Annotated in this window: 19 protein-coding genes; 11 read left to right on the plus strand and 8 right to left on the minus strand. The window is 44.4% G+C overall.

Features of this window, described 5'->3' with window-relative positions:
* The first annotated feature begins 220 nt into the window (after positions 1-220).
* Positions 221-1,261 (plus strand): hypothetical protein, encoded by a 1,041-nt coding sequence (locus ACRRSY_RS10165; RefSeq protein WP_432463099.1) that lies wholly within the window; start codon positions 221-223, stop codon positions 1,259-1,261.
* Positions 1,262-1,335: 74 nt separating this feature from the next.
* Here the strand turns inward: ACRRSY_RS10165 and ltrA are convergent, their stop codons facing one another.
* Positions 1,336-2,667 carry a group II intron reverse transcriptase/maturase gene (gene ltrA, locus ACRRSY_RS10170; protein WP_432461015.1) on the minus strand — a complete coding sequence of 444 codons (1,332 nt, stop codon included), beginning with the start codon at positions 2,665-2,667 and terminating at the stop codon, positions 1,336-1,338.
* Positions 2,668-3,286: 619 nt separating this feature from the next.
* Between ltrA and ACRRSY_RS10175 the strand changes: the two genes are divergently transcribed.
* Both ACRRSY_RS10175 and ACRRSY_RS10180 read left to right on the plus strand, forming a co-directional pair.
* Positions 3,287-3,982: an SDR family NAD(P)-dependent oxidoreductase gene (locus ACRRSY_RS10175; protein WP_432463100.1), complete on the plus strand. Its 696-nt coding sequence runs from the start codon at positions 3,287-3,289 to the stop codon at positions 3,980-3,982.
* Between the two features lie 752 nt (positions 3,983-4,734).
* The gene (locus ACRRSY_RS10180) at positions 4,735-5,208 is read left to right on the plus strand and encodes a L,D-transpeptidase family protein (RefSeq protein ID WP_432463101.1); all 474 of its coding nucleotides are present in this window, start codon (positions 4,735-4,737) and stop codon (positions 5,206-5,208) included.
* Between the two features lie 414 nt (positions 5,209-5,622).
* Here ACRRSY_RS10180 and ACRRSY_RS10185 read toward each other — a convergent pair whose 3' ends face one another.
* From ACRRSY_RS10185 to ACRRSY_RS10195, 3 genes are all read right to left on the minus strand, one after another.
* Positions 5,623-6,615, minus strand: coding sequence for a transposase (locus ACRRSY_RS10185; RefSeq protein ID WP_432463102.1), 993 nt, complete (start codon positions 6,613-6,615; stop codon positions 5,623-5,625).
* A gap of 131 nt (positions 6,616-6,746) precedes the next feature.
* On the minus strand, positions 6,747-7,091 hold the full coding sequence (locus ACRRSY_RS10190) for a hypothetical protein (protein ID WP_432463103.1): 345 nt from the start codon (positions 7,089-7,091) through the stop codon (positions 6,747-6,749).
* A 463-nt stretch (positions 7,092-7,554) separates the two neighbouring features.
* Positions 7,555-7,851 (minus strand): hypothetical protein, encoded by a 297-nt coding sequence (locus ACRRSY_RS10195; RefSeq protein WP_432452912.1) that lies wholly within the window; start codon positions 7,849-7,851, stop codon positions 7,555-7,557.
* 244 nt (positions 7,852-8,095) lie between these two features.
* Between ACRRSY_RS10195 and ACRRSY_RS10200 the strand changes: the two genes are divergently transcribed.
* From ACRRSY_RS10200 to ACRRSY_RS10210, 3 genes are read left to right on the plus strand one after another with little or no spacing between them, the layout of a single operon-like run.
* The gene (locus tag ACRRSY_RS10200) at positions 8,096-9,058 is read left to right on the plus strand and encodes an HlyD family secretion protein (protein WP_432463104.1); all 963 of its coding nucleotides are present in this window, start codon (positions 8,096-8,098) and stop codon (positions 9,056-9,058) included.
* Complete coding sequence (locus ACRRSY_RS10205; protein ID WP_432463105.1) at positions 9,051-9,977, plus strand: ABC transporter ATP-binding protein; 927 nt, start codon at positions 9,051-9,053, stop codon at positions 9,975-9,977. The genes ACRRSY_RS10200 and ACRRSY_RS10205 overlap by 8 nt, the downstream gene beginning before the upstream one ends.
* Entirely contained in the window at positions 9,974-11,068 is a 1,095-nt protein-coding gene (locus ACRRSY_RS10210) for an ABC transporter permease (RefSeq protein ID WP_432463106.1), read from the plus strand. The genes ACRRSY_RS10205 and ACRRSY_RS10210 overlap by 4 nt, the downstream gene beginning before the upstream one ends.
* A gap of 15 nt (positions 11,069-11,083) precedes the next feature.
* On the opposite strand, the gene ACRRSY_RS10215 is transcribed toward ACRRSY_RS10210, so the two are convergent.
* Together ACRRSY_RS10215 and ACRRSY_RS10220 are read right to left on the minus strand one after the other, a co-directional pair.
* A complete protein-coding gene (locus ACRRSY_RS10215; RefSeq protein WP_432463107.1) occupies positions 11,084-12,106 on the minus strand; it encodes an AraC family transcriptional regulator ligand-binding domain-containing protein in 1,023 nt (340 codons plus the stop codon).
* Positions 12,096-13,058, minus strand: a complete 963-nt coding sequence (locus ACRRSY_RS10220) for a diguanylate cyclase domain-containing protein (protein WP_432452917.1) — start codon at positions 13,056-13,058, stop codon at positions 12,096-12,098. Before ACRRSY_RS10220 ends, ACRRSY_RS10215 begins: the two co-directional genes overlap by 11 nt.
* A 294-nt stretch (positions 13,059-13,352) precedes the next feature.
* On the opposite strand from ACRRSY_RS10220, the gene ACRRSY_RS10225 reads away from it, so the two are divergent.
* Complete coding sequence (locus ACRRSY_RS10225; RefSeq protein ID WP_432463108.1) at positions 13,353-15,434, plus strand: phytase; 2,082 nt, start codon at positions 13,353-13,355, stop codon at positions 15,432-15,434.
* Between the two features lie 370 nt (positions 15,435-15,804).
* Complete coding sequence (locus ACRRSY_RS10230; RefSeq protein WP_432463109.1) at positions 15,805-16,551, plus strand: substrate-binding periplasmic protein; 747 nt, start codon at positions 15,805-15,807, stop codon at positions 16,549-16,551.
* Positions 16,552-16,627: 76 nt separating this feature from the next.
* Here the strand turns inward: ACRRSY_RS10230 and ACRRSY_RS10235 are convergent, their stop codons facing one another.
* Positions 16,628-18,652: a glycoside hydrolase family 3 N-terminal domain-containing protein gene (locus tag ACRRSY_RS10235; protein ID WP_432463110.1), complete on the minus strand. Its 2,025-nt coding sequence runs from the start codon at positions 18,650-18,652 to the stop codon at positions 16,628-16,630.
* A 497-nt stretch (positions 18,653-19,149) separates the two neighbouring features.
* Here ACRRSY_RS10235 and ACRRSY_RS10240 point away from each other — a divergent pair, with 497 nt between their 5' ends.
* The 3 genes from ACRRSY_RS10240 to ACRRSY_RS10250 all read left to right on the plus strand — a co-directional run bounded on the left by ACRRSY_RS10240 (position 19,150) and on the right by ACRRSY_RS10250 (position 23,288).
* Positions 19,150-20,178, plus strand: a complete 1,029-nt coding sequence (locus ACRRSY_RS10240; protein ID WP_432463111.1) for a helix-turn-helix domain-containing protein — start codon at positions 19,150-19,152, stop codon at positions 20,176-20,178.
* Between the two features lie 97 nt (positions 20,179-20,275).
* A complete protein-coding gene (locus tag ACRRSY_RS10245; protein WP_432463112.1) occupies positions 20,276-22,684 on the plus strand; it encodes a beta-glucosidase in 2,409 nt (802 codons plus the stop codon).
* Between the two features lie 109 nt (positions 22,685-22,793).
* Entirely contained in the window at positions 22,794-23,288 is a 495-nt protein-coding gene (locus ACRRSY_RS10250) for a GNAT family N-acetyltransferase (RefSeq protein ID WP_432452923.1), read from the plus strand.
* Between the two features lie 139 nt (positions 23,289-23,427).
* Here ACRRSY_RS10250 and ACRRSY_RS10255 read toward each other — a convergent pair whose 3' ends face one another.
* Entirely contained in the window at positions 23,428-25,434 is a 2,007-nt protein-coding gene (locus tag ACRRSY_RS10255; RefSeq protein ID WP_432463113.1) for a methyl-accepting chemotaxis protein, read from the minus strand.
* Positions 25,435-25,943: the final 509 nt, after the last annotated feature.

Below are 25,943 nucleotides of genomic sequence, written 5' to 3' on the forward strand. Positions count from 1 at the left end.
GATTCCCATCTTTCTGCAAATACATGACCATCTTTCACGCATGGTCAAAATGGTGATTCACTGATATGCTGTTGATAAAATTGAATATTAAAGGCTGTGTGAATTTCTGTGCTGCGTGATAGGTGGTAACTTCGCATGCGTGAAAGATGGGAATTTGCATATTAATATACTGTTAGGTTTAAACCATAATTCCGTTATGCATTCTTAAAGGATTTATTTAATGCAAGCTTCAAGCTCCGCTATCGAAAAAATGGGGTACTCTAAATATCCTGATGATGATGTATTGTTAGTCAAATTTTCCGTTCAAAGAGTATATTCTGTGCAAGGAATCAACTTTGAAAAAGAAAGCGAACTATTAAAATCTGCCGTAATTCAATTTGGGCAACAATGTAAGGTTGTCATTGCCGATTCAGTAAATAAAGCTGCGAATGAAGCTTGTGGGGAAGACTATGCTGAGAATGAAGAAGAATGGGTTAAAGAAAAAAAAGGTCGTTCCCCTTATTTATTAGTTTGTTTCGAAGAAAATGAAGAACATATACTTAAAGGTGGTTACCGGCAGGAAAAAGAAGAGCATATTTTAACTTATGACGAATTCAAAGATGGTAAACAAGAAATAAAAAAATGGGAGGTAGAGGAATTACCAAGCATAATAACATCCCTTACAGTGCATTTATCTGAGCCCGATTTACAGATTAAGTTAGTATCTTTAGATCGGAGTGTTTATGGAAAAACCAAAGATAATAAAACACTTTTCGATTTAAAAATGACTGCGTCAATGAGTGCATTTCAATCACGACCTAAGTCTACAGTAGACATAAATTTATCCTTAAGAAAGTCTACAAACTTGTATTCTTCATTAGATCAAAAAACAAGTCGCCATATATTTATGGCATTAGAAGAACCGGATCGTCTAAAGCAGTTCCTATACTACTTCTTGTTCATTGAGCGCTTTACACATAGCCAATTCAAAAAAATTAACTATGATAATTGTGCTCAAAATATGTTTAATATACCAGCAAGAATGAGTGTTGCAGGTATGGAGTTCTTCAAAGAACGTCAATTAGACGCAAAGAATTTATCACAAAGGTTTCAATGGTGTTCTTTACTCCTTTGGAGTGAGATAAATGATAATGATGTGACTTCATTTAAAAAACTAAAGAAAACTAGAGATTTGATTTCTCATGGTGAGAACGTTATTGAATCTACATTGCCAGTAGAAGAAATAAGAATACTCGCTTTGAAGTTACTTGGTAGTATTTAAACCTAATCGGGTAGCCGAAGGTATCTAGCCTCCAGCCCCCACAACACCCTGCATGCGGCTCCGCACAGGGCGTTTCACTTAGAATGGTGAAGCTTAATCCATCCATCTCGAAGCGCAAATAGACCTTGGGATGCTAAATAAGCATTCGATAATGCTTGTTGGATCCCCGGTGTTTTCGAGCTTCTCCATGGGCCTTTACTGGTTATGCCACAGGCTACCGCGGCTTGAACATGTACTCCTCTACGCATCAGATTTCTTACTTTGGTTCTCGGTTTTCGCCACTGTCGCCAGTAGGCCATTCGCACTCTGCGCCTTATCCAGTGATCTAGATCTACGCACAGTTGATAGCAATTCGCGATCCCAAAGTAGTTTATCCATCCTCGCAAGTATTGGCTTACTTTAAATAGCTGATAGCCCATCGACACGCCCCAGTTACGGTTTGTTAGACGCCTAATTTGTTGTTTAAAACGGTGTAACGTTTTGGCATGAATTTGCAGCCGTCCCGCTTTAAAGGTAAACCCTAAGAACTTACTCTTCGCCGTTTTAACCACCTGACTTTTGGCTGTATTAACCACAAGTTTTAAGCGCCGTTGCAAGAAGCTACTAATGCTCGTAAGCACTCGTTCACCCGCACGCTGACTTCTCAGCAAAATGGTAAAATCATCGGCGTAACGAGCAAACTTGTGCCCTCGCTTTTCCAGCTCTTTGTCCAATGGATCGAGCATGATATTGGCCAGCAAGGGCGATAATGGTCCCCCTTGCGGTACACCTTCTCGACTTTCCTGATAGCACTGGTTATGGATAAAACCCGCTCTCAGGTATTTTCCAATCAGTGTAAGTAGCCGTTTATCTTGAACTCGATTTCCCAGCTGACTCATGAGCAGATCATGGTTAACTCGGTCAAAGAATTTAGATAAGTCCACATCAACCGCAAAACGTCGGCCTTGCTTGATGATGCCTTGAACTTGCTTCACCGCTTGCTGCCCATTCTTGTTTGGCCTAAATCCAAAGCTATTAGCTGAGAAACTAGGGTCAAAAATGGGCGTAAGCACTTGAGCTATGGCCTGTTGAATAACACGGTCTAGCACCGTTGGGATCCCCAGTTGGCGTTTACCGCCATCGGGTTTGTCAATCTCCACACGGCGAACCGGTTTAGGCTGATACTGGCCATTACGCAGCGCAGCAGCAACCTGCTTCCAGTGTAGTTTTGCCCAAGAAGGAAATGCATCAATGGACATGTTATCCACTCCAGCAGCCCCTTTATTGGCTCGAACACCTTGCCACGCGAGCTGAATATTCTGTCGCGTTAGCATATGTTCGAATAGATGTTGGCTAAAGGTTGGCTGCGAGTTATTACGCTGAATCGCATCTACGCCGGACGGCGAATGGGTGTTCAAGTTTAACAAGGCTCCTCCTTTATTCTAAGTGTTCAGGCCTTCACCGTGTCCCAACCATTACGATGGGCGTTGGGCTACTATGCCGTCTGCTGACTTCTGCTTAATCACCGTTTGAGTTACCCCAAATAGCGCTATCGTTGTTCATCGTATTTGCTCACTTAAGTTGATGAGAATTAAGTGCCAGGCCTGTTGAACTAGCGGCCAAGCTAGTCAGTTTAACGATCGCCTGTTAAGCAGATCTCCCCAGATAAGAACATGCACTGTCTCTGCACTGCTGCATCATTTACGGTGGCCGTTAGATCACATGGCTTCGTTGTCTTGTGCCAACTCGCCTCCAGCCTACGCCTCATATGATGTTTTTGTTCATCAGCTCGCAGATTTGCGTCCGGCTTCCTTCAGACATTCCCTCACGGTAACGCCCTTGCCATTCGCTAGTAGTTAGCGTTTAATAATCAAAGTGTTATTAAACGGTGACCTTCCTACAGAGGACTTTCACCTCATTAGTTCATGCCCATGCTGGGCGTACACAAGAAATTCAACTGGAAGAAAAACGGCGGGTCATCGCTACGCGATTTTAACCCACCATTTTTCTCCAGTTAATATAGGCGTTAAATTGCAATGGAGTATTATGAATTCTGTATTAATAACAGGTGCAAATAGGGGGTTAGGTTTAGCATTAGCACAACAATTTTCTGCCTGTGGTTATAAGTTGTATTTAGTAGTACGTACTGAATCTTCAAAAATTGATTTACTTAAAGAGTTACCTGACGCAAATGTTTTAATTTGCGACGTGACCACTAATAAATATGAAGTGTTATTAAATGAGTGGTTAAGCGATATATCCTTAGATGTTATTATCAACAATGCTGGTTCGGGTACAAAAGCCCCAACGCTAGAATCTACGAAATCTGAGTTTTTGCGTAAAGAATTTGAAACTAATTGTATAGGTGTCTTAGCGACAGTTAAGGGGGCTTTAGTTGCTTTAAAAAGAAAGCATAATTCCCTTGTAATCAATATCAGTTCTCGTAGAGGCTCATTAACTATGCAGTCTGAATTAGCAGCTAAAGGTTCAGGATGCTCATATTCTTATCGCATAAGTAAAGCCGCACAGAATATGCTTACACTTTGCCTTGCTGATGATCTAGAAGATTTGAATATTCGAGTTGTTGCGATACACCCGGGACGACTATTAACCAAAATGGCTTCAACTGATGCTGACATGACACCAGAATTATCAGCAAAAAAATTACTGGCGATGGTGAAATGCAACAAACTAAAAACACGAGACTATATAAGTTTGGATACAGGTGAGCTACCTTGGTAAGCAATTTAATCGGGTAGCCGGAGGAATCTAACCTCCAGCCCCCACAACACCCTGCATGCGGCTCCGCACAGGGCGTTTCCTGAAAACGGTTAAAATACAACGGCCGATTAGCTCCTTTGCATTCCAATGATGGCTTCTGTTTTTTGCGCCATGACTCCTCAGTCCGTTCGGATACGGAGACAGTGAGCTGCACAGGCTCCTCATTGATTTTCAGGTTCAGGCCTTCACCATGTCCCAACCATTACACAATAGAACGGCATTGGGACTTTTTATCTAAAAACGCCGTCTGCTGATAACCGCCATGGAGTGAGTTAAACGATCGCTTGTTAAGCAGATCTCCCCACTCTTTGTTTATAAGAAGTAGAACATGCACTTTCTCTTTTCTCTGCACTGCTGCATCATTTACGGTGGCCGTTAGATCACATGGCTTCGTTGTCTTGTGCCAACTCGCCTCCAGCCTACGCCTCATATGATGTTTTTGTTCATCAGCTCGCAGATTTGCGTCCGGCTTCCTTCAGACATTCCCTCGCGGTAATGCCCTTGCCATTCGCTAGTCCTTAGCGTTTAATCATCAGAATGTTATTAAACGGTGACCTTCCTACAGAGGACTTTCACCTCATTAGTTCATGCCCATGCTGGGCGTACACAAGGCATTTAAACGGAACTAAAACAGTGGGTTACGTTCCGCTTCGCTACACATTATAACCCACTATTTTAGTCCGCTTAATGCGGCGTTACATGTACGGGTAAATATGCGATATATCTTTCTAATCTACATATTATTTTCATCCTCAGTCTTCGCGGGTGTTGATTTAGTAAAAGTAGATAAATCTGATAACAAAATGTACTTACTGGCTGATGGTAAAGTTGTTAAGGAATATCACGTAGCATTTGGAGAAAATCCGAAAGGGCATAAAGAGCAAGAAGGTGATGAAAAAACTCCTGAAGGCACTTATACCTTGGATTATAAAAAAGAGGATTCATCATTCTACAGAGCAATGCATATTTCATATCCAAATGCTCAGGATGTTGAGAATGCTGAGTCTAAAGGTTTGTCTGCTGGCGGTTTTATTATGGTTCACGGACAACGTAATTGGCTTGGGTGGTTTTCTTTAATTACGCAAAAGTATAATTGGACAAATGGTTGCATTGCTTTGACCAATCCAGAGATGGATGAATTTATGGACTTAGTAGAAACTGGAACCAAAATACATATCCAGTGGTAGGCACATGTAATCGGGTAGCCGGAGGTATCTAGCCTCCAGCCCCCACAACACCCTGCATGCGGCTCCGCACAGGGCGTTTCACTTAGAATGGTGAAGCTTAATCCATCCATCTCGAAGCGCAAATAGACCTTGGGATACTAAATAAGCATTCGATAATGCTTGTTGGATCCCCGGTGTTTTCGTGGTTAGTTAAAAGTGGACATCCATATTAAAAATCATAAATACAGTAACAACGTTAGTGAAGTGAACACCACTACAATCATTTAGTTCTCAGGCGATTGTCATGCCGATTAACGGCTAAATTCACAGTAGGTGACTCAGTTTGGTGATTTCTGGGCCAATGTGCGCCTCAGCAAGGTATCACCACCGATACAATACTGATGATTAAGACATAGTTCGAAAGTAAGCTCGCGCCTAAGCGCGATTTAGCAAACGTTTGCAGCAACTTAAACCGGCCGTTCGTTTATGTCCCATATGCTGATGGTATTCCCTGAGCAAGCGCTCTTGACCAACAGCCCCAGAAAAGTGCCGTTCAAACTCACCGCTTAAAGTCAGCCACTGTGCTTCATTTATCCCTAAGCGTTGGATGATGGAACTTTCTCCACTGTCGATGTAACCCCGTTTATCTTCTCTTACCATGCGTCCGGTCATATCGACCAACTCAAGGTAGTCTTTCAGCTCAAAGGGTAAGCCTTGGGGCATCGGCTCTCTTGGGTTACCCACAAAGGGAAACAGGTTTGTTGCCTGGGCTTGTTTTAGCTGAGCTGCTTTTGCTCGTCGTTGTACGCTGGTATGGGCCGAGTCCTCTGGTGTACTTGCCATCTTGGCTCTGATGGGGTTTAGGTCTACGTAAGCCATACACGCCATGAGGGCGGCTTCATCCAAAAGCGCTTGGGATTTAAAGCGTCCTTCCCAAAATCGACCGGTACATTGGTCTTCTTGATTGGCGGCTCGCGCAATGTGTTCGTTTAAATGGCGCATAAACCAGCTTAAGTCATACAGGCGAGTCCGATACACTCCGGCGGTGGCACGAATGGCTTGTAGTTGCACCTCACTTAACTGCGGACGTAACTCAAGGTTGAGATACATCTGAGTCAGTAAGGTGCCCTGATGCAAACTATGCCAGCGTTCTAAGACTTCATCCATTAACCAAGCTTCTGCTTGCTGCGGATTAACATGTAGCACGAGGTGGGTATGATTACTCATGACAGCATAAGCACAAACATCAATGGCGAACACCGAGGCTAATTTGAGCAGATAATCCTCGACCCACTGGCGGCGGTGCTCATAGCTTTTACCGGTTAGTTGGTCTTCGCCACACAGAAACGCCCGTCGAACACAACGCGAAACACAGTGATAGTAGAGTGTATCTGATAAGCTCACCTGCGAGCGTCTTGGCCGAGGCATAATGATAACTCCCCAAATAAATAACTATTGATAGTTTAGGTTATTAAAGGCGTTTCGTTAGTTGGAGTGGGTGTCTCGTTTGACGTTTGGGTGTTGTGGGGGCTGGAGGCTAGATACCTCCGGCTACCCGATTATGAATTGCCATACTCGCCAATAATTTCAATTTCACCCACGATATTATCATTTAACTCTTCAAGCTGTTCCGCAGGAACCCACCACTCCGTGTGGCGTTTGGCTCCAACCGTTTTAATTGGAAATTGATCCATAAATACTTTGCTGACGAGAAACCTTGATACATAGCCCTTCCCGAAATCGGTAATATTCCATTGCGTAAGTTCAACGGCATATTCCTCACTCGTAACCGGATAGAAAATTGGCTGCTCTGGTAAGCGTGGTGGCCATTTCTTATAACCACTTGCAGCTACCAAATCCAATTCTTTCTGCCCTAATGGGCGATAGCAAATTATAGTTTCCATCTATTTCTCAGAATTCATAACAGTATATTAATATGCAAATTCCCACCTATCACGCACCACAGAAACTCACATATCCTTTAATATTTAAATTTATCAACAGCATACCAGTCAATCACTATTTTGACCATGCGTGAAAGATGGTAATGCACTTGCAGAAAGATAGGAATCAAACAGGCTGTATAATCACAGTATTTTTCCCATCAAAAAAATAGAAAAGCTAATCGTAAGCTGGTTTTTTGGGAGTATTGTTTAGGTAAGTTGTAACCTGTGGGTAGAATTACTTCGATGCATTCTGCTAGTTCGATTTAACAGAGGCAATAGGTGACGAAATTTATTGGAATGCGATCAAACTAAATTGTCTTCCGACAAGGTCTGGCTACTGAATAACAAGCATATAGCCCTTGGTTTAGCCACATTTTGTTAGTTTGAATTAGCGCTTAGTTCCAAGCCCAACTCAGGTTTACTATTCACTAGAAACGCGGTTGTTGCGGACCAGACCCCGTTTAACATTTCTACACAGTTTGCCAAAACGAGAGAGATCATCAAAGCTGGGGATCACCCCTCGCCGAATCGCATGTTCCCAGTAAGTTAGCTGATCGTCTACCAGTTCCATTAATTTCTTAGGGCAGCCAATACAGCTGTTATCTGGTCCGCATACAAAGGTATCTTCTTGATAAAGCGGAAATTCTTGTTTAACTGCGTGAATGATTTGTAGCATGGCGGTCACTCGGTCGGGTTTTTTACTCAAGGCTTGAATCATTTATTGTCTTTAGTCATACAATTAATTTCTCATTTACTCTAAAGTTTTTCAAGTCTGGTCGTCACTGGCTAAACCGAGGGTGTCGACGCGGAGGCTTTAGCGCGGCAGTTGAGCTGTATTATTAGGTATTTAAGTCGCTCTTATAAAAAATTCATCAAGTTATGAATATTGAAGAATTATTTTACTAAACAATCACTTCTGCTTGTCTCTATACTGTTTACATAGAGTTTTAAAGGAATGAATCATGAGACGTATTTTTTGGTCTTTGTTGATGTTGGGGGGCCTGAGTGCTTGCGACTCTTCAACACCATCTCAGGCCCTAGGGACCATAGAGCGTGATCGCATCACGCTTAGTGCCACCAGCAATGAAATTATTCGCAGTTTGCCAATGACCGAAGGTTCAGCGGTAAAGCAGGGGCAGCTGTTGGTGCAGCTAGATAACCTTAGCCAAACGGCAATTGTCGCTCGAGCGAAGGCTGAACAGGCAAAAGCCCAAGCTTACCTATTACGCTTAAGTAATGGTGAGCGGAGCGAAGATATTGCGAGTGCTCAAGCAGAGGTTAATCGGGCTCAGGCTCGGGTTGTAGAAATGCAAAAAAGTTATTTGCGAGCCCAACAATTGGTGAAGCAACAATTAGCGAGTCAATCGAGTTTAGATAGCGCTTTGGCCGAGCGAGATAGTGCTCAGGCTGGTTTAGCAGCTGCGCAGGAAGGCTTTGCTAAGCTGACTGCTGGGGCACGATTTGAAGATGTAGAACAAGCCAAGGCCGCTTTAGATGCCGCTCGCGCCGAAGTTGCCTTACAACAACATAAATTGGATGAGCTGAGTATTGTGGCTACCCGAGATGGGATCTTAGACAGTCTCCCCTTCAACTTGGGGGAGCGAGTGACTAACAATGCGGTGGTGGCGGTGTTGCTCGCCGATCGTTTGCCCTATGCACGGGTGTACGTGCCCCAGTCATACCGGGCTAAGCTACAGCCTGGTCAGGCCTTAACGGTACATGTGGATGGCGTCGATCGCAGTTTTAGTGGGGTGGTGCGTTGGTTAGCGACAGAACCCGCGTTTACTCCCTATTATGCACTCACCGAGAATGAACGCTCGCGCCTTATGTATTTAGCCGAAGTCGATCTAGAAGCCGCCGCTGGCGCATTACCCTCGGGTTTACCGGCACAAGTAGATCTGCCTGAGGCCAGCCAATATGAGTGAGTACGCGATTGTTGCTAATCATATCAGTCGCAAATTTGGCGATTTTACCGCCGTAAACCAGGTGAATTTGAACGTTACCAAGGGTCATATTTACGGTTTCTTGGGACCGAACGGTTGCGGAAAATCCACCACCATTCGAATGTTAACTGGTCTGTTAAGCCCGAGTAGTGGTGAAGTGAAAGTCTTAGGATTGGATATTCCTAAACAGGCCGAGGCCTTGCGTTTAAAAATAGGTTATATGACGCAGAAGTTCTCCTTATATGATGATTTAACGGTGCAGGAAAATTTACAATTTATGGGACAAATTTTTGGTATGCCCAGTAAGTCCTTAAACCATCGTTTAGAGCAACAGTTGAGTACCTATGGTTTGACTCAGCGGCGTAAGCAGCGAGTGGGCGGAATGAGTGGCGGACAAAAGCAACGTTTATCGTTAGCCGCAGCCACCATGCATCAGCCAGAACTGTTATTTTTGGATGAACCTACCTCGGCAGTGGATCCGGAAAATCGTCGCGAGTTTTGGGAGCAATTGTTTGATTTAAGTGATCAGGGCACCACTATTTTGGTGGCCACCCACTATATGGATGAGGCCGAACGTTGTCATCGATTGGCGATTTTGGAATCAGGAGAGATGCGCGCCGACGGCGATCCAGAAACGCTGATGAACAATATGGGGGTGAACGTGGTGGAATTAAAAGCCGCCAACTTGCGGGAGTTAAAACAACAGTTAATTCGGCATCCAGAAATTCGTTCTGCAGCACAATTAGGGATCCGCTTGCGAGTCTTGGTCGATCAGCAAGTTGCTGATCCTATTGGCTGGCTAGTGAAGCATTATCCACAGCTGCAAGGGGCTGAGCTAAGCCTTGCTCGGGCGAGTTTAGAAGATGTATTTGTAAGCGTGACCGGTAAGGGGCGCCAATGAAATCTGTATTTCGAATTAAGGCGGTGATGCTTAAAGAGTTTCGTCAACTGGCCAGAGATAGAATTACCTTTGGTATGGTGGTGATGATCCCGTTGATCCAGTTGTTGCTGTTTGGCTTTGCAATTAATACCGATGTGCGCAATATCCCCGTGGCGGTGGTGGATCAAAGCGGCAGCAGCAGTGGTCGCCTCATTGTAGAGTCGCTCAAGGTGGCTCAGGTGGTCCAGGTGAACCAGTTTTATGCAAGCATTGCCGAAGCAGAGCAAGCGATTGAACAAGGTAGGGTGCGAGCGGTACTCATTTTACCGAAGGATTTAGAGCAACGCTTAGCGCAAAACAGAGCCTTGGGACAGTGGCTGGTAGATGGTTCAGATACCATGGTCAGCTCCGCTATTATGCAGTTGCGGATGATGCCTTTAAATGATTTACAATGGCGAATCAATACTCAGCCTAATACTTTTGATGTGACCCTGTTGTACAATCCAAGCCGCCGTTCGGCGGTGAATATTGTACCGGGTTTGCTCGGTGTTATTCTTACTATGACGATGATTCTATTTACCAGTGCCGCGATTGTTCGCGAGCGAGAACGGGGCAATTTGGAGTTGTTGATTGCGACCCCAATCCACTCTATTGAGCTGATGATCGCTAAAATTGTGCCCTATGTGTTTGTGGGATTGATTCAAGTGACCATTATCTTGGGTTTAGGGCATTTCATTTTTTCGGTGCCGATTAACGGTGCGCTCAGCCAAGTTTTATTCGGGACGCTGCTCTTTATAGCGGCCAGCCTTACCTTGGGTTTGGTGATATCCACCATTGCTCAAACTCAGTTACAGTCTATGCAAATGACGGTGTTTATTTTACTGCCTTCAATTTTATTGTCCGGATTTATGTTTCCCTATGAAGCGATGCCCGTTGCCGCCCAATGGATTTCTGAAATTTTGCCTGCGACCCACTTCATGCGGATGATCCGCGGGATTGTGTTACGAGGTGCTGATTTGAGCGATTTATGGCGCGACAGCCTATGGATGGTGGTCTTCACGATCATTGGTTTAGTGGTGGCCTCATTCCGCTTTAAGAAAAGCCTTGATTAGTGAATGTTCAGTCGATTATTGGCTTAACCAACGTCGAAAGGCGCGACGAAAATTACTGACATCAAAAAAGTTCATCGCCGTGCTTAGCTCATTATCGCTGTAGTTATATTGCGCTTGTAGAAAAAATGCATGTTGCTGGCGAACTTCATCACACAGTAAGCGGTAACTGCTGTGGTGACTTTTTAATCTGCGCTTTAAAGTCGCAGGACTCAACGCGAGTTGTTGGGCGATTTGCTCTAGACTTGGTAATTGGCTGATATTTTGTCTTAGCAGCTCACGAATGATACTTAATAAACTATCGTGCTGGCTAAGGTTTACTTTGCTGTGGGCCAGTTGATAAATAATGGCTGAATGTTGTTGCCAAGGTTTATCCAAGTATTGTTGAGCGATGCTCAAGGCACTATAAGTTTGGCTAAATTTTACTTGGTCTCCAAGGTGAACTTGATATTCTGCCCGCCAGCTGGGGGCGGGGTAATCAAATTGGATCTGCCAAGGCAGGGGCGCAGCGGCTCGCCATTCACATAAGGAGACAATTGCGCTCACCAGCGCTTCTTGTATCCAGCGCCGATAGGCGAGTTGTTCTGGTTGTTGGTTTGGTCGAAGGCTTTCGCCAAAGGGATCTTCAAACAATAAGTGAGTCTGCTCGCGGCAGTCAACGAGGCGTGGTTTTAGCAGTGGAAAATAGTCAGTAAAATGCCGACAAAGAACGCCGAGTAAGCTTCTAAGGTTGGGGGCGTGTGTCAATAAGTGGGAGTACTGTTCAAATACGCCGGGAAACAAACGTTGACCAAATACAAAGCTAATGTCTCGATCGTTCGACTGAAGACTAATATTTAAACATAGTCGGGCTAATTGTTTAGGGCTGATCTTTAGCTCGCCGCCTAAAATATCTTGATAAAAAATTCCCGTTTTACGGAGTAAAAAGTGCGGCTCAGCCCCGCGCTCAAGCAGCAGATCTAGTAATAGGGCTAACTGGTGTTCGGCGGGGATGAAACGTTGCTGGTTTTCCAAGACCTGAATGCTGAGATTAATTGGCAAGGACTTCACCATGACTTGCTTGTTTGAGAATCGTTAGCTGTTGATTAGCTTGTTCTAGGAGTTGTTGAACCGCCTGTTGCGGCGAATCGGCAAGTTCTGCTGACACTTTTACCCAGTGAAAACTGGGGTGAATTGCTTGGTTTTGCTGATTGCGAAAGCAAAAATGTTGCAGTAGCGTGGATAGTTGCTGACTGAGTATCGCGGCTTGTGGCGGCGAGTGATTGAGCAAAATCGCAAATCGTTGTCCAGCGTAACGGCACAACAGTGCATCCGGTGGCAAAGCTAACAGTAATAATTCGGTGATGGTCATTAATAGCTTATCGGCTGCGCTGCCGCCATAGCATCGACTTAGCGCATTAAAGTCGGCAACTTCTAGCAACAACAGTTGGTTATTTAGCCAAGTTTTCGGCTGTTTGGCGCGTTGCAATAACTGTTGCTGTAAATATTCAAAGCCAGGAATGTTCAATCCACCATCGATTGCTGTCGGAGCAGGGCTTAACAATTTACGACGGCTCAAGTAACGGCTAATTTGTTGTTGTTCGGCCCGCCAAAACCATAGCGCGGCGGTGAGCAATAAAAATCCAACAGGCATCGACTCTAGCCAACTGTCCCAGCGGATCCCGGATTCAAGTTGAAAAAACTCATCTAATAGATCTTGGCTAAGTGCTAATACCATGGCGATTAATCCGCAAGCAAATAGATCGGTAAGCCAACCCTTCGCACGTACTGAAAGAATAATTATCAGCCAACATACAATCAGCAGCGCCGTCGCGCCTTCTCCAACAATGTCGACCCAGTCTAATTGAGCCCATGATTTTATTTCGCCATGGTGAGCATTTAAGCCAATTAATCCCACTAAGCTCACCACTTGTAACAACAACCACCAGCGATGTGGCTTTAAAGCATAATAAAGTTCGGCACACACGTAGCCTAAATTTTTTCGATGATTCAATCTTGTTTAACCTTGCTTAACCTTCGCCTCTCGCGGGGAAAAATGAAAAATAGTCCGATTAGCTCATATTGTTTTTCATTGAACCCCGTTATTCGTGGCGGATCCATAGTTTAAGCACAGTTTAAACCGCTTTTATGACGGTTTTAATTTGATTCAATTAGTCTCAATAGCTCACTTCTCGTTGAGTATGTGCACTTCAACGCTCTGTACAGGGAGTACGCCAACTTACTGTCATAAAAGTGCCATTTGGGCTGCTTAAGGTCGCTGGCAATCTTCATTACAAAGGAATATCGAATGCGTCATTTAGGATTAAGTAGTTTAACCATTATCTTGAGCATTGGTGGTTTAAGCGCATGTGGCAACAGCGATACAACTGCTGCAGTCACAACGCCCTTGAGCACCGAGCTTAAAACAACGCTCACTTATGATGACTTCGGCGATGCAGCTTATTGGTTTAATCACAGTGACTCGAGCAAGAGCCTATTAATTGCGACGCTTGAAGACGACGGTTTAGCGGTGTTTTCAAGCCATGGAGAACAGCTACAACAGTTGCAGGGTATTGCACCGACCAGCGCTGATATTCGTTATGACATTAGCGATCAACATGCCGGCAGTGCCGATATTTTAGCAGTGGCTTTACCCGAGCAGCAGTCTTTCGGATTTTATGCGATTAGCGATGACCAAAGTGGGCCGCTGACTGATTTAGGTAGCTTTGATGTTGGCTTCAATGCCGAAGGTTTATGTTTATATAAAAATATCACCACGGGTGAGCTGATGGTCACTGGTGTAGCCGATGACGGGATGGCGAAACAATTTAAATTGAGTTTTGATGGCAGCCAAGTGAGCAGTCGATTGCAAGATGTGAACGGAGTGGCACTGCCAGTTCGAGAATTCTCGGTTGGCGGTAAGTTAAGTGCATGTATTGCCGATGACGAATTGGCAAACTTGTATATCGCCGAGCAAAATATAGGGATTTGGGCTTATGGTGCAAATCCCGAAAATGTGAAAGAGCGTCAGCTGGTGGATGGGGTGGCACCACTTGGTCACTTACAAGAAATTGAAGGTTTAGAGCTTATCTATCAAGCACAGGGGAAAGGTTACTTAGTTGCTGCTGATGAAGGTGCTGGCCTACTGTTTTATCAGCGTGATAACTGGTTTTTTAATTCGCAGCAGCGGGTTGCTGGTATCGATGAAACCAAAGCGTTAGCCGTGGCTGAAGATGGCTTATGGTTGGCTAACTCCGAATTAGAACAACCAATTTATGAGAAATTGAGCTTTACGGCGCTTAATCAGCAAAATGGCTTAAGTGCTCGGCCAATCAGCGATGTATTAGCGCATCGAGAACTTTCTCTCTCCGGGGTGGCTTTAGTCGCGGCGACAGGAGAAACCGCAGCGGTTGACGACGATGGTGATGCAGCCGATGATCCAGCGTTTTGGTTAAATCCCGATGATGCCGAACAAAGCTTGATTATTGCGACCAATAAACAAGGCGGCTTGCTTGCTTATAACTTGCAAGGTCAGCAAGTACAGTACTTGGCTCAAGGTAAACCCAATAACGTAGATATCCGTTCCAAGGTGCAAAATTTCGCCGGGCAAGACATTAGCATAGCGGCAGCCAGCAATCGTGAACTGAATACCATCGCTCTTTATCAAATACGCTCTGCTGATGGCCAAGATCCAATCGTGCCGCTTGCTGCTTTGGGTAATGCCGCGCATCCAGATGCGGCGGAACTTCAATCTTCACTCGATGAAGTTTACGGTCTGTGTATGTACCAATCGGCAGACAATACCGCCTATGTGTTTGTGAATGGTAAAAACGGTCAAGTTGAGCAATGGCGCTTAACACCAGTTGAGGGGGGCTTTAGTGGTGAGGTGGTTCGAACGCTGAGTGTGGCCAGTCAGCCGGAAGGTTGTGTAGTGGATGACAGTAGCGCTACCTTATATCTAGGCGAAGAGGACCAGGCAATCTGGCAATTTAGCGCCGAAGAAGGAGCCGATACTCAAGCGAGCTTATTTGCCAAAGTTGATGGAGAGAACTTGGTTGCCGATATTGAAGGCTTAACCCTATATGATGATGGCATTCATAAATATCTACTGGCTTCGAGCCAAGGTAATAATACTTATGTGGCCTACGATCTGGCTCAGAATAATCGTTTGGTGGGGCATTTTGCGATTATCGGTGATGATAATCTGGGGGTCGATGGTGCCAGTGATACAGATGGAATTCACGCGGTATCGGCGAATTTGGGAAGTGCTTACCCTAAGGGATTATTTATTGCGCAGGATTGGTATAATATCGATGCCAACTACCAACAGTTGAACCAAAACTTTAAATTAGTTGATTGGCAGACGATCCAAGCCAGCTTTGATGACTAAGATTGACCGATTATATCGCCGTTAGCCTTTGGTTAACGGCGATAGCTATTGCCTTGGTTATAAGCACCAGCTTGCGCTTATTGTTACTTGAAGCCGCTTTCATGCACGACTTATCTAGGTTTGTCTAAATCATCAACAAGCACAGAACCATCGCGAACGCTTCGTCCTCATTAACCGATAGGCTTAGTGAACATTAACTGGTGGTGTTGGCTCAAGATTAAAGCGAGCTAACTTGGGGATGGCAAGCGAACTTGATGGACTGTTGTTGTAAGTTCTAATTTAAGTGCTGACTCCAGTGCGCTTTTCTATACTTAACTGTATTCTTATTCATTTGAACGCTCGCTTTAAGCCCATTCACTTTTGGAGTTTTATGAAGTTTTTATGGAGATTAAGCCTAGGCCTTTGGCTCTTGTTGAGCCCTTATTGCTATGCCAATAATTTGAAGCTGTTAATTCTGGAACAACCGCCAATTGAGTATCAACAAAATGGTTATAATAAGGGAATTGCGGTCGACATTGTAAAAGAAGTATTTGCCCGTTTGCATCGACCGGTCACCATCGAAGTTTATCCTTTTGCTCGAGCGCTGCGCATGCTTGAAGAAAGCAAAGCGGATGGAATTTTTGCCATTGTAAAAAAATCAGAGCGACAAGTTTATCTTAACTACAGTGATGAAGTGTTGATTGAGCAAGCCGCAGTATTATATGTGCAAGCACAATCTGAAATTACCTTTAATGGACAATTAGGCGATCTGGGAGCCTATCGCTTTGGGGTACTACGCGGTGCGACTTATGGACCGATGTGGGAGCAGGTTATCGATAGTGGTGGCATTTCTAAAATAGAAAGAGTTGCCGATTATCGTCAGAACGTTATGAAGTTGGTTAACCAGCGGCTCGATGTCATTATTGGCCCCGATTATACCATGGCTTATATTATCAAGGAGCTGGGACAAGAGGGACGCTTAAAACAACTGTCGCCGCATATTGAGGTTGTTCCTACTTATATCGCTTTTTCTAAAAATACGGTTGCGCCTGAACTGGTCGCTGCGTTTAGTGATACTTTAAAGGCGTTAAAGCGTGACGGAACCTATCAGCGGATCATCAACCGATACATTGAGTAATACCGTGGCTACAAATAATGTCGTTTAAGGTAGTTGTCTTAAGAAAATGCCCACCTTGTTGGGGCGGGCGAGGGATTTAATAGCTCAAGCCGAAGCCAAGTTGGTAGAGTGGGTTGGCCGAGTCATGTGCTACATCTTCATCTTGTTCTAATACGGCTTGCCAACTTGAAGGGAGCTCGAAGGGTAAATGTCCTTGCGGTGGTGTCTTTCCAAGCAAGACATCGAAAAAAGCGCTGTCTAAAGCCCCAAAGTTTGCCAACAATGCGCTTGCACTGGGCTCAATTGCCGTGAGAATAGCAGGGCGGTCCAAGTAAATGGAAATAACCGTGGGGATGGCTGCTGCAGTGGCAGCCTGGATTGCTGCGTAGTCTTCACTGCCCGAATAAACACCTTGATGGTCTTGGTCTTGGATCAAGTTGGTTTGGTCGAAAAATCCAAGTTGACCAAAATGTACGTTACCAAATGGTAAGCGCGGATCAGTTTCGTAAGGTGCATTCACCCGTAAGATTGCGATATCGGCATCTTCTAGTTTATCTACAACGGTAAAACCATAGTCTGTCGCCACTTGAGCATTGACTTGATATAAGTAAACCTTCGGGGTCTTGTTTGGACTGAGCGGCAAAGTTTCCGCGTCGTTTTTTAGCAATACATGAGCACGGCTCTGGGTCTTGGTTGCGACGCGTTGAAAATCCTCATTGCCGACAAAATTTGTCACAATAGAAGTGTCAACATAGGGATTTTCAAATAAGCCAAGGTCAAATTTTTGAATTAAGATCCGTTGCGCTGCTTTATCGATTTGTTCATTTGTTATTAATCCTGCGGCTATCGCTTCCAGTAAATGAGAAGGATCTTGTACGCCACCAAACTGGTCAACGCCAGCATCGACGCTCTTGGCATAACGTTCGGCAATTGATAAAGGCTCAACGCCCCAAGACATTCCAAAAGGAACCGTCCAAACGCTCACACCATCGGTAAGCTCTTGATCGCTTAAGCCGAGCTGACATTTGTCATTACAGTCATTCACTATCCCCCAGTCGCTGAGCACGACGCCTTTAAAGTTGTATTTACCTCGCAGCAAAGTGTCGAGTATTTGTTTGTTAAAGCCAAAGCCAATTGCTTCAATGTTCTGGTCGTTATAGTTTAATCCGATAGGCTGGCCGTAATAGGGCATCACCGAGCCCACGTTTGCATCAAAGGCGCCTTCAAAGGGGAGTAAGTGATATTGAAAGTTACTGCCGGGATAGACTTGTTCTTTACCAAAGTGGTTATGTGCATCAAAGCCGTTGAGTTGTGGGCCCCCGCCAGCAAAGTGTTTCACGACAGAGATGACACTGTTTGGATTGAGCCCTTCGATACCACGCTGAAAACCTTCAATGTAAGCTCCCACCAAATTTTTGGCAATTATGTTATCTTCACCAAAGGTTCCGGCGCTCCTACCCCAACGAGGTTCGGTGGACAAATCAGCTTGAGGAGAGAGCGCTTCATGGATCCCTACCGTACGATATTCCTGACGAGCAATATCGGCAAATTCTTTTACCAGCTCAGGATCATTCAGGGCGGCAAAACCTAATAACTCAGGCCACTGTGAAAAACCTCCAGCCCCAACGGCGGTGGCGTTTGGATCGTTGATAAAATGATTTCGAGGATCGGTGCTAATGGTAACCGGGATCCCAAGACCAATCGCTTCTGCCCGTTGCTGTAGGGCATTGTTATCTTCGGCGATTGCGAGAGGGTCGCCAGCCATGCGCGTAATAAAGGTATTTACATAGTTGTTGAGCAGTGGTGTCATCGCATTGCTGGATATGCGGCCAGCGGAGTCTAGGGGCAAGGTGCCATGCATCATTAAGCCCGCTTTTTGTTTGGTGTTCATTTGGCTGACGAGATCTGAGGCTCGTTCTGCACTAGTTAAACGCCAATCTTCATAGGGGCTGAGCTGCCCGTCTCTATTAAGGTCTTTAAAATGGTAATTGTCCACTTCAATGAGACTCAGTGTTTTATAGCCGAGAGAAGGTTGAAAGTAGATTCTATCATCGGATCCACAGCCATTGAGTAGTGAGAAGGTAACGGCTGTGAGGATTAACACTAGCATTGTTATTTTCATCTTAGTTCCTGTGATTCGGGGTGAGTAAACGGAATCATTTGTCAGTCATGATTTCGGTTCACCATCGACTATATCTAGGAGACGAAAATATGTTTTTGCAATATGGAGCATGCAACACTCAAAATGGTGCGAGTGTAACGAAGTGTGAATAATATGCATTTTTTACCCTATATTACAATCCGTTACATATATTTGTGAGTATCGTCTAAGGTCTGTAGATCGATCTAGCTTAAGCTTTGTTCTATTGATACATCTCTTGCTTGGAAAGTGTAGAATGCAGCAAAATTTTTTATCCTGAATTGCTCATGATTTACTGAATGTTCGCATCATGTATCGGTTGTTAAATTGAGCGAAAAGCATTTACACACAGACTACCTGAGGATTACATATTACTTACTATTTGTTACATCTGATTATTGTGAAGCATGAACCGTCTCACAACCTTTAGCGAGGTCTCCGCAAATAATAGCGCTTTACAAAAGATAAGAGTTTATGGGATGAAAACTGTTTCCAACCGTATTGCGCAAATTTATTTAGAGCAAGTTTTCAGTGCGAATGTGGATGAGCGTCAATTATTGCAGCGCACAGGGGTTAATATGCAAGAGCTTAGCGTTGCAAATGGTAGGCTTGACGCTCAGCGGCATTTTCGTTTTTTTGAACTGTATACTTCTATATTCCCCGAAGTACAGTTTGATTCAGAACCGGATTTAAGCTTCTTATTTTCAAACTTTAATGTGTTAGGAGCCGTGTGTGGGAATGCACCCACTTTGCTTGAAGCGTTAAAGGCGTATGTCCGCTATCGAGCTTTGATCGGAGAATGTGATGACATCGAGTTTGTCATTCAGGATCATTATTTAAAGATCGTATATCATTCTGAAAGTGATAATCCTTTGATCACCAAACTCGTCGTTCTTAATCATTTTTATGTTTTTTACGCAATTGTTCGTGAATATGTGGATGACAACTCTGCGAATTTAGGTTTGCGGCTAAATTTCCCAATATCGATTGAAGAAAAGCGTAATTTGAGTGAAATTTTTTATTGTTCGGTGGAATCGGGCATACAGAACAGCTATTACATTCATCGCCAATGTTTACATTTGCCCCACAAGTCAAGTAATTCTGCCTTACAACCTTACTTGTTGCAGCAAGCGGAAGAGCAATTACAACAGTTACGCCCGGCTCTTACTTATTCAGCTCAAGTGGAAAAAATCTTACAAAAGTTGATATGGACTGAGTTAGATATCGATTGTCACGCTGAATCGATGCAAACACTGGTTTGTGAGCAACTTAGGATAAGCCGTTGGACTCTTGCTCGGCGGCTCAATCAAGAAAACATAAATTTTTCAGTAATTTATACAAAGGTTCGGTGTGCTGAAGCATCTCGTTTATTGGCCGAACCACAATTTTCTCTGTTGTATATTAGCCAGGGTTTAGGCTTTACCAATCAAAGTAGTTTTAATCGTTTTTTTCGGGAACAGTTTGGCTGTACGCCCTCTCATTATCGGCAGCATCACGTTGCCGAATAAATCAATGTTTAGATAGGATCTTAAGCTAAGTCGATTTTTAAACCGTTTATGCATTGTTTTCTCATCATTAAGTTTGAATTAGTTATAAGGAAAATCTATGAATTCCTCCTCGTATTTGTCATCGGTGGCCGCTTGTATTTCACTATTTTTTATTTGTTCTTCGGTCTCCGCCAATCTGTATCAATTGCCAGCCTCGGCTGGTGCGGCAATACCCGATCTAAATGGCAATGGGCTTCTTGAGCCCTACGAAGATACTACGCTGCCAGACGAGCAGAGAATAGATGATCTTATTTCGCGAATGACTTTGATTGAAAAAATTAACATGTTAACGGGGACTGGCTTTAGTGTTGGGGCCTCTGGAGGTTCACAAAAAGTACCGGGCGCTGCGGGGGAGACTTATGCCCTTAATCGATTTGGAATTCCTTCCATAGTATTTGCTGACGGACCCGCTGGGTTACGTATTAAACCAACGCGAGAAGACGACCGTAAAAGCTACTATGCTACGGCATTTCCTATTGCGACGGCTTTAGCTTCAACTTGGGACCCTCATCTAGTGGAGCAGGTGGGGCAAGCAATGGGCAACGAGGTGAAAGAATATGGGGTTGATGTATTATTAGCTCCGGCGATGAATATTCAATTAAATCCTTTGGCGGGACGAAATTTTGAATATTACTCTGAAGATCCCTTAGTGAGCGGCACGCTGGCGGCGTCGATGGTTAACGGGGTTCAGTCACAAGGCGTTGGCGCAACCATTAAGCATTATGTTGCGAATAACGTAGAAACCAGCCGGATGGTACTTGATGCCAAAATTGGCGAAAGGGCAATGCGCGAAATCTATTTGAAAGGTTTTGAATTGGCTATAAAAAATGCCCATCCTTGGGCCGTTATGAGTTCATATAACAAGGTGAATGGGACCTATACTTCACAAAGTTTTGGCTTACTTCATTCGGTGTTGCGAGGGGAGTGGGGATATACCGGTATGGTCATGAGTGATTGGTTCTCGGGAGATGATGCCGCGGAGCAGGCCGCGGCGGGGAATGACTTAATTATGCCCGGGATCCAGCCCGATAGGGATGAAATAAGCAAGGCGATAGAGCTTGGCAGATTAAGTGGAGCGGAGTTGGATCGTAATCTGAAGCGGGTACTACAATTGGTATTTCGTTCACCATCAATGCAAAACTATCAATACAGTGATCATCCCGCATTACTTGAGCACGCACAGCTTGCGCGTCAGGCGGCGGCTGAGGCTGTGGTTTTACTAAAGAACGCCCACCAAGCGCTACCCTTTAGTAAAGATATTCAGCAGATAGCCGCTTTTGGTAATACTTCTTATGATTTTATCGCTGGAGGCTCTGGCAGCGGAGATGTGAACGAGGCTTATACCGTGTCTTTGGTTGAGGGCTTAAACCAGCATCATTTAGTTGTCGATGCTGAGCTAGCGGACATCTATCAACGCTATGCAAAACAACAAAAAGCCAAGCGAATCAAACCGAAAACGATGTTTGAATTAGTACCGCTCATCCCTGAAATGCCAATTGATCCAGCCTTAGTCGAACAAAAAGCAAAAACTGCTGATATCGCCTTAATAACCTTAGGTCGGAACTCCGGGGAATTTCAGGACCGAGAATTGAGTGATTTTAACTTATCTCCCTCCGAACAAGCGTTGATCACTCAGGTATCCAAGCATTTCCATCGGCAAAACAAGAAAGTTGTGGTGGTGTTAAATGTGGGCAATGTGATTGAAACCGCCTCTTGGAAGGATAAAGTTGATGCAATTGTTTTGCCTTGGCAGGGGGGGCAGGAAGCAGGCAATGCGGTGGTTGATGTGCTCAGTGGTGAGGTTAATCCTTCTGGCAAGTTAGCTGTGACATTTCCGTTAAAATATCAACAGCTTCCTTCCGCAAAAACCTTCCCTGGTAAAGCGACTAGTGAACAAATCGTGATGGATCCTTACTTAAAGTTTGCATTAGGTATGCCTTCAGAAATTCAATATAACGAAGGTATTTATGTGGGTTATCGTTATTTTGACAGCTTCGCTCAAGATGTCTCTTTTCCTTTTGGTTACGGTTTGTCTTATACCAATTTTGCATACGGCAATGCGAAACTAAATCGCGCTACTTTTAACGGTGAAATTAAGGCTTGGCTTACGGTTACCAATACAGGGGAACGAGCTGGAAAAGAAGTGGTTCAACTTTATGTCAGCGCGCCTCAAGGTCAGTTAGAAAAACCGCAACAAGAGTTGAAAGCTTTTGCTAAAACGGTGTTGTTAGAACCTGGCCAATCACAAACACTGAGTTTTACTTTAACTGCTGAGCAACTCGCTTCGTTTGATGATTTTGGTTCGCAGTGGCTGTTGGAAAAAGGGGAATACCTGTTGGCCTTATCCAGTTCCTCTCGAGAGCGAAAACTGAGTTTACCTTTCTTCGTGGATCACACCCAGCCTTTAGGGCATCAATTGCTAAGCCTTAAACCTCGACATGAGTTAAAGTTATTGAATCAACAGTAAAATATCATCTCCTCGCAGCGTAGTTGTGAGCTTTAGTTGTGAGGTTTAGTTGGACGCTTCCGTTTTGGTACGGTGACTGATACAGTGCCATCTCGGAGGTAAATTAAATATGCAAATCAGAGCAACCACCTACGCAGATTTCCTGATATTTTGGCCAAGCTTCCAAAAAATAGTCAGTGATCGGCAAAGCTATGCCTTTGACCCAGATATCAATATTGAACAAGCTTATGAGCTGTGGTGCCTTAGCCCACTTAAAAGTTATGTTTATGAAGAGAATGGCCATATCTTGGGTACTTACTATATAAAAGCCAATGCCATGGGGCCGGGCAGCCATGTATGTAACTGCGGTTACATGGTTGCTGAACTTGCCCGTGGTAAGGGGATCGCGGCGTTGTTGTGTTTACATTCACAGCAAGTTGCTTTAGATCTTGGCTTTAAAGCGATGCAGTTTAACTCGGTTGTGTCGACGAATGAGGTCGCAGTGCGCTTGTGGAAGAAATTGGGTTATCAAATTTTAGGTACGATACCTCAAGCTTATCTCCACTCTGACCAAGGCTATGTGGATAGCTATATTATGCATAAGCTGCTAGTTCCGCTGAATTAGTCTAGCTCGTCAACGGGTCGAGTGATCATTAATGGTGATGGCTATTGATGATGCTCAGCTGCTCGCTTGAGAGAAGTTCAGATTTAAAAATAAAAACTAACCCGCCTAAGCGGGTTAGTGGCGGTGTTAGCCTGGTGGTTTATAGTTTATAACGGTCGACTAGTTGTTGTAGCTGGTTGACCTCTTGACGAATGCTTTCGCTGGCTTGACTGGCTTCTTCGGCAACTTGTAAGGCCGCATTTGCGCCGTCGGATATTTGCACAATATTGTGTTCAACTTCATCCATCACCTTGCTTTGTTCCTCGATTGCGCTAGCAATATTGGTATTGAGGTCGACTACTTCATCTACCCGCTCGGTGATATTATTAAAGGCTCCACGCGCTTCTTCCGCTTGCTCCACACCACTTTGTGCTCGATTACTGGCATTGGCCATAGCGTTCACCGAGCTTAGCGATCCAGACTGTAAGCCTTCGATCATTTTTTGTATTTCATCAGTAGAAGTTTGGGTGCGACTGGCTAGGGTACGAACTTCGTCAGCCACTACCGCAAAGCCGCGGCCCTGCTCGCCAGCACGTGCAGCTTCGATGGCGGCGTTAAGCGCTAATAAATTGGTTTGTTCGGCAATGTTGCTAATTACATCAATCACACTGCCAATCGCATTGCTTTGTTGTTGTAGCTGACTTAATGAATCTGAAGTGGTCACCACTTCCTCATTAATCAGGCCAATGGTGGTGATTGTTCCGCCAACGATCTCTTGTCCACTCACTACCGCTTGTTGCGAGGCGAGCGTTGAGTCTGCCGCTTTGTTGGCGTCTTCGGCCATGTTATTGACGGTCGCATTCATTTCGGCAACCGCGGTCGCCACTTGCTGAGTCTCTTGTTGCTGTTGATTAATCGCATCACGCACGGCTTGTGATTTATCACCAATTCGCTGAGTTGCGTTGAGCATTTCCAGAGAGCTGGCGGTCACTTGTTGCAGTAGATGACGCAAGGCTTGCAGAGTTGTTTTGTAATCTTGAGCAATATCGGCCAGCTCATCTGAACCATGAACCACTAAGTCTGCGCTTAGATCACCTTGGTTGACTTTACCGGCAACTAAGCGAATTTGTTTCACGGTACGTTTGACGGAGAGGTAAGCACCAATCATGAAATAGGCACAGACAAGCAGGATCAGGCTGAGTGCAACCAGCAGTACAATCCGCTTATTTTCGGCATTATTCTTCCGGGCGGTGAGTTCTTCACCGAGGTAACTCATGGATGCGGTCGCCAGTTGTTCTATATTATCGAGGCTGAGTTGAGTGCTTTGGAAAACCGCCTCGGTATTGGTTTTTACCTGCTGGTCTTTTAAGATGTTGTCGCGAATTAACGAGATGCTCGCACCGATGGATTCAACAGACTGTGTCGCTTGGTTGCCGAGTTTTTGCTGGAAAAGTGGGTCATGATTGCCTAACAGGGTTAGGGCTTTTTGCATATTTTCTAATTCTTCGTTGGCCAGGTCGGTTCTAAAGTTGAGATCAGCATTGCCTTCGGCATCTAGGATCCCAAAATCGGCAATGTCGCCGCCTTTATCTCTGAGCCTGGCGATATTACTTTGTAAAATAGGTAGATTATTTACTGAGACAGCAATCAGGTAATAACTGGTGACTTGGGGGTCTCGTGTTAATCCACTGTCTGCACCAATACTATGAGTCAATCCTCTGATATCACTTAATAATGCTTCGTGTTCGACTAAGAGATCATTTAAGGAACCTGCCTGCTTGCCTTTTAACGCCAGCCATTGCTGTTGAACTTGTTGTAATTCTGTTTGATGATTTTCTGACATCATGGATGCGAGTTGAGCAAAAATACCATCAATGGACTGGTTGAGTGAAACGAGTTCTTCAGGCTCAAAGTCTCTATCCATTGAGTTTAAGGTCATCAAGTGTTGATGTTGCACGATCGAGGCTGATAATTCGGGGATTTTACTGACAAGTTGGTAACCGGAGAATTCCCGTTTCGCAGACTCAATATCTTCGTTCATGGTTAAAATAAGGGAACTAAAGCCGTAGGCGATAGGTACTAAAAACAAACAAGTCCATAATAGGAATTTATACTTAAACCCGATGCGGTCACTCAGATAGACCGCCGGGGAAAAAAAACTTCCCATGAAACTCTCCTTTTTTTGCAGCAAAATATGTTGTGTTAATTCTGTATTATCGGCATTAACTTAAAATAGTTTATGCCATTATGAGTGGTGTTTGCCTAGCGCCATTTCATTTTTTATCAGTATAATCGTTTGAAAAACAAACAATAAATAAAATCATAGCCAAAGGTGTTGATAGTTTAAGCCAAGCGGCTCAGATCTAAATAATACGCTTAGCCTAACACAGTTCACTTTTTTTAAACCAAATCGTAATCACTGAGTTCGACGGTGTGGTGATTTATGCTGGGCTGTTGGCTGAATCATAAACCACTAGGATTCGATCGGTAAAGTGGTCCGCTGATTGGCTTCTGGCTGGACCTAGACCTTGCGGGAGTATTGAACGGTCTATTTCGTCGTATAACTTACAATATAGCGAATTTTGTTGTTACTATGACAAGCCACGGAACCTTTGGCTATCAATTATTTCCATTATATACAATGCCTTAGAACTTACTTACTGAGTGGAATTGGAC

This window comes from Agarivorans sp. QJM3NY_33 (assembly GCF_050870865.2).
Taxonomy (GTDB): domain Bacteria; phylum Pseudomonadota; class Gammaproteobacteria; order Enterobacterales; family Celerinatantimonadaceae; genus Agarivorans.